Origin of the sequence: Chitinivorax tropicus (genome assembly GCF_014202905.1) — a bacterium.
In the GTDB taxonomy this organism is placed as follows: domain Bacteria; phylum Pseudomonadota; class Gammaproteobacteria; order Burkholderiales; family SCOH01; genus Chitinivorax; species Chitinivorax tropicus.
The window spans coordinates 1-3498 of record NZ_JACHHY010000057.1; the positions used below are offsets into that span (position 1 = coordinate 1).

Consider the following 3498-nt stretch of genomic DNA (forward strand, 5'->3'; position numbering starts at 1 on the left):
GGGGACGAAGTACTGATCCCCGGCCAGAACCTGATCGTGCCCAACAAAGTCACCAACATCCACAACAACAGCACCACCTTCCGGCCCTACAACCCCGGCGAAGCCATGGGCCGACTCGACCCAACCCTGCCAACCCCGGCTGCGCCGAAGGAAGGCGGCTGCGGCACGGCAGGTATGATCCTGATGATCGTGGTGGCGGTGGTGGTGACCATCTTCACCGTCGGTGCGGGCGCCGTGCTGATGGGAGCAAGTGGCAGCCTGCTCAGCGCTGGCACCGCCGTCCTGGCCGGCACCACCACCCTGGGCACCGTCGCGGCAGTTGGTGTGGCCGCCGTGGGTGCCGCAGTCGGCTCTGCCGCCAGCCAACTGGTAGGCATGGCCACCGGCAACGTCGACAAATTCAGCTGGACGCAGGTCGGCATCGCCGCCCTGTCAGCCGGGGTGACCGCTGGCGTGGGCTCAATCGGTAGCAGCGGCCTGGCCAGCACGATGGGCCTCAGTGGCTGGGCCGCAGCTGGCGCCAACGCCATGATCGGCAACGTCATCACCCAACAAGCCATGCGCGCTGCCGGCTGGCAAGATGGCTTCAAGTGGAACCAAGTGGCGGCAGCCGGGGCCGGGGCGGCGGTCGGCAGCGTAGTGGGCGACGCCATTGGCCAGCTGCAATATACCGGACAAGGCAATAGCCCGACCTGGTCGAGCGTCCAGCAGCAACTGGCCAGCGGCCAGGGCGAGCAGAGTTTCATCCACGGCTTCACCCGCCAGCTGGCACGCAACTTCGCCAGCGGCGCGGTCTCGACGCAGCTCACCACCCATCACTACCGGGACTACCAGCGCGGCCTGCTGGCCAATGCCTTTGGCGATGCCTTTGCCAATGCGGGCGTGAATAATTACATCGCCACCCGCACTGAAGCCGAAGCCGCCAGCCGCGCACAGCAGCTGGCGGGGGGGAATAGCCATGCCACAGTCGCAGCCCCCACAGACACCTTCATGGAAGACTGGTCTACCCTGGCAATGGCAGGTGCGATTGGGCGACAAGACAAAGCACCATTACCATCCAGCCTGCCGGACCACATCCGGCGATATGGCGAAGGCTGGGAAAGAGCAGGCGGACGATATGTCTCCGTCCGCCAAGGCGACACCCTCAGCCAGCTTGCAGGTGGAAATGCCAGCTTGATTGGCGCAATGGCCATGGCCAATGGCGGCAGTAGCCGATTGCGCGATGGACAGCAGATCTGGATGCCTGATGCAGACACATATAATGTTCAAGCAGCCCATGAGACCTATGCACAAGTGATGGCCAGCGACAACGCCGCCATTGCGCGTGTGAAAGCGGCACGGGCCAGTGCATTGGCGCAGGCAGCCACCGCAAGCCAGACCGGGCCGGCCAAGGACGCACTGACCTATCTCGACGAGCTGTTCAATGGCAAAACAGCGGGCGGGATGTGCTATGAAGTCAAACCGCAGATTGCACTCAAGCCGGGTCAAAACGAACTGCGCCCCTGGAACGGCCAGCGTGGCCTGTCCCCGCAAGCGCGGCTGGAGCATATTGCAGCAGGGGTTGATGCCACCACCAGCTCGGGCATATTTACCCCGATCATGGCGGGCTACGTGGCCGGCGGGGGCGACCCAGCGCAGGGCTTTGGGCAGGTAATCAGCAGCGCAGGCCAGGCAGTGGATGCCATGGGCAGTCTGGCGGGTGGACATCCGCTGTCGAATCGGCCACAGGGTATCCAGAAAGGGGCTTATCCGACGCAGTTCAGCAAACCAGTTTCCTTCGCGGGGGAAACTGGGGTGAGTGGGGTAAAAATAGAACGGGGGTCAAGAAGACTTGGTGCTTCGGCATTAAATGGAGAGATTTGGAGTGAATCGGCTGGCGGCACAAATCAGTACATTAATGACTTGTCTCCATATACCGGTAGCCGAGTTCAAAATGGTAACAGAGCCATTTCAGCCATTCTCAAGGAAGATTTTTCGAGTCTTAGGCTAACCTATCAACCACTATTTAGTCCCTATGCGGAGACTGGTGTGACGGGATATGCGCCCTTTTTTGAAAATCCAGGAGTTCAAATTGGATACAAGTCACTTGAAAGTCGTGCCGCTCTTCGTGACACTATTATTCATGAAGAATTGCACAACCGGTGGCGCTATGAAGGCGGCATCACGGAAAACCACCACTTTCCGGGTGGAGATGTGGCTTACTCCCTGGACCTGAAGTATCGGGATATGAAATTTTATGCAACAGTGGAACGTTATAAGAGCATGCGCGGCTGGGATTATTCACAGTCTGTTCTTGATGAATGGAAGGCATACGTTAGTGCCAATAAAACTCAGCGCATTGATATCTTACAAAACCACTTTTAAGGAAAATAATATTATGGAAATCAAGCAGGAAGTGCATAGTGATCGGTATGCTATGGTGATTGTCGATATTGGCCCATCATTTGAGCGAGTATTTGCTGAGGTAAGAATAATGACGGGCCAGAGTTTGAAGGAAGTCGCTGAGTTGTTGAAGCAAACTCGTCCAATTGTAGCGATTGCTACGAAGCGAGAACTTATAGTTCGGTCTGCACCGCTGACCAAGGCAGGTGCAAAAATCGAATTCGAGCTTGCGCCTAAGTGATAAAAACGGAAAAAGGTTTACTTCAGTGGCCAGGAGACGGTGCCACCATACCGGTCAACGAGCAGGCGCTCACCACCCGCTTTGAATACAACACTCACGGCGCTGTCGGATGCGTGGGCGGCCTGACAGGCCGGGGTCGTTGTCGCGGCTCACTGGCATGGATCACCATGCGGCGTGATCCCCTCCTAGCCCCCAGCCTGCCACCCCACCCAGTCAAACCACCCCCACACGCCGCCAGCGCCTGGGTGTTCTGATCAAAAAAACCGACCCGGAAACGGACGTGACATATGCGAATGGTTTTCGGGAGCGGGTGCAGCCGGAGACGCGCTATGGCTATGACCTGCTGGGCCGGCTGGTGAGTAAGGTGGACGGCAATGGCCAGCGGGAGACGCAGCAGGTGCTGGCGGGATCGACCGCACAAGCGGTGAAGGTTGCGGCCAGCTGGGATGGGGCTGGCGGGCGGCAGCGGATGGGATACTGGGCGCGGGTGGGCAGAACCTGGGCGGCTACCAGAAGACCAGCTATGACGCGGTGGGGCGTGCCAGCCACGAATGGGTGGATTATTTCGAGCGCAGCGTGCGCCGGGAAGACCTGGGCCGGCACCGCTTTGACTACCGCTATGACTGGGCGGGGCGGCTGGTGAGCCAGCAGGGCAGTGGCCAAAGCCAGGGCGGGCAGTATCAGCGGCTGGAATACGACTACTACGCCAATGGCTATCTGAAAGCGGCCTACGACCTCAATAACCAGACCGCCTCCCGCTACCGCTATGACAACGCCGGGCTGCGGGTGGGCGAAGCCTATATGGGCTTTGACCCGGCCCGGCGGGAAGCTGGCGGTTCGCCGGTCTACCAGGATGCCACCCTGGTCTATGACGA

Annotated in this window: 3 protein-coding genes; all 3 read left to right on the plus strand. The window is 59.6% G+C overall.

What is annotated here, in order from left to right; all coding sequences use genetic code 11:
• Positions 1 to 2364, plus strand: a 2364-nt coding sequence (locus tag HNQ59_RS19095) for a hypothetical protein (RefSeq protein ID WP_184041981.1), incomplete at its 5' end; no start/stop codon positions are given.
• 13 nt (positions 2365 to 2377) lie between these two features.
• A complete protein-coding gene (locus HNQ59_RS19100) occupies positions 2378 to 2623 on the plus strand; it encodes a hypothetical protein (protein WP_184041982.1) in 246 nt (81 codons plus the stop codon).
• 531 nt (positions 2624 to 3154) lie between these two features.
• The coding region (locus HNQ59_RS19110) for a hypothetical protein (RefSeq protein ID WP_184041984.1) at positions 3155 to 3498 on the plus strand (344 nt) is incomplete at its 3' end.

Excerpts from the sequence above, each read along its gene's own strand:
- HNQ59_RS19100 (WP_184041982.1), top strand. The coding sequence starts at position 2,378 with ATGGAAATCAAGCAGGAAGTGCATAGTGATCGGTATGCTATGGTGATT.